The 1432-nt window shown below is 65.9% G+C and carries 1 protein-coding gene; it reads right to left on the reverse strand.

All coding sequences use genetic code 11. The features are described 5' to 3' along the window. The coding region (gene treS, locus FNH09_RS46355) for a maltose alpha-D-glucosyltransferase (protein ID WP_152895872.1) at nucleotides 1-1432 on the reverse strand (1432 nt) is incomplete at both ends.

Genomic DNA, 1432 nt, shown 5'->3' on the forward strand with positions numbered 1-1432 from the left:
CCGGGTTGGACGACTGGAGTTCGGTGTAGGACCCCAGTCCGAAGGCAGGATTCTGCTTGCGGATCTCGATCATGCGGCGGGTCCAGTGGAGCAGGGACGACGGCGAGGACATGGAGGCCTCGACGTTGGTGACCTGGTAGCCGTAGACCGGGTCCATGATGGTGGGCAGGGAGAGCCGTCCGGGGTCGCAGGAGGAGAAGCCGGCGTTGCGGTCGGGGGTCCACTGCATGGGGGTGCGTACGCCGTCGCGGTCGCCGAGCCAGATGTTGTCGCCCATGCCGATCTCGTCGCCGTAGTAGAGGATCGGTGATCCGGGCAGGGAGAGCAGCAGGGCGGTGAAGAGTTCGATCTGGTTGCGGTCGTTGTCGAGGAGGGGTGCGAGGCGGCGGCGGATGCCGATGTTGGCGCGCATGCGGGGGTCTTTGGCGTACTCCGCGTACATGTAGTCGCGTTCTTCGTCGGTGACCATTTCGAGGGTGAGCTCGTCGTGGTTGCGCAGGAAGATGCCCCACTGGCAGCCGGAGGGGATGGCCGGTGTCTTGGCGAGGATCTCGGAGACGGGGTAGCGGGACTCGCGGCGGACGGCCATGAAGATGCGGGGCATGACGGGGAAGTGGAAGGCCATGTGGCACTCGTCGCCGCCGTCGGCGTAGTCGCCGAAGTAGTCGACGACGTCCTCGGGCCACTGGTTCGCCTCGGCCAGGATGACGGTGTCGGGGTAGCCGGCGTCGATCTCCTTGCGGACCCGTTTGAGGAACTCGTGGGTGGCGGGGAGGTTCTCGCAGTTGGTGCCCTCCTCGGCGTAGAGGTAGGGCACCGCGTCGAGACGGAAGCCGTCGATGCCCAGATCCAGCCAGAACCGCAGTGCCGAGATGATCTCCTCCTGCACCGCCGGGTTCGCGTAGTTCAGGTCCGGCTGGTGGGAGAAGAAGCGGTGGAAGAAGTACTGCTTGCGGACCGGGTCGAAGGTCCAGTTGGAGACCTCGGTGTCGACGAAGATGATGCGGGCGTCGCCGTACTGCTTGTCGTCGTCGGCCCACATGTAGTAGTCGCCGTAGGGGCCGTCGGGGTCCTTGCGGGACTCCTGGAACCACGGGTGCTGGTCGCTGGTGTGGTTCATGACGAAGTCGATGATGACGCGCATGCCGCGCTGGTGGGCGGCGTCGACGAACTCCACGAAGTCGGCGAGGTCGCCGAACTCGGGCAGGACGGCGGTGTAGTCGGAGACGTCGTAACCGCCGTCGCGCAGGGGGGATTTGAAGAAGGGCGGGAGCCAGAGGCAGTCCACGCCGAGCCATTGCAGGTAGTCGAGTTTGGCGGTCAGGCCTTTCAGGTCGCCGACGCCGTCGCCGTTGCTGTCCTGGAAGGAGCGGACGAGGACCTCGTAGAAGACGGCGCGCTTGAACCAATCCGGGTCCCGGTCCTTGGCGGG

The organism is Streptomyces adustus (assembly GCF_009377175.1).
GTDB classification, from domain to species: Bacteria; Actinomycetota; Actinomycetes; order Streptomycetales; family Streptomycetaceae; genus Streptomyces; species Streptomyces adustus.